The 278-nt window shown below is 34.9% G+C and carries 1 pseudogene; it reads right to left on the minus strand.

Annotation, left to right across the window (positions count from 1 at the left end):
* Positions 1 to 146: 146 nt before the first annotated feature.
* Positions 147 to 278: pseudogene (locus tag HZY94_RS00045) on the minus strand (IS30 family transposase); the annotation flags it as partial.

Below are 278 nucleotides of genomic sequence, written 5' to 3' on the forward strand. Positions count from 1 at the left end.
GAGTTCATTGGTTAGTTGTTGATTTACAGCAGCTTGTTGTTCAATAATCGCCAATAATTCTTCCATAAGCCAACTAGCCCTCCTTTTTCTTCATTATATCGAAAAAAGCCATGATTTCAATAGAAATGCTAAATTTCAAGTTGAAATTAGCCACCACTAAGAAATTCCTTTGGTGACTTGTAGTCCAAACATTTTTTAGGATAATTGTTTATCCAATTTTCAATAAAAGCGACTTCTTTGGGAGTTGTTTCTTTGGTCCCTTTTGGTAACCACCTGCG

Source organism: Streptococcus danieliae (assembly GCF_013415245.1).
Lineage (GTDB): Bacteria > Bacillota > Bacilli > Lactobacillales > Streptococcaceae > Streptococcus > Streptococcus danieliae_A.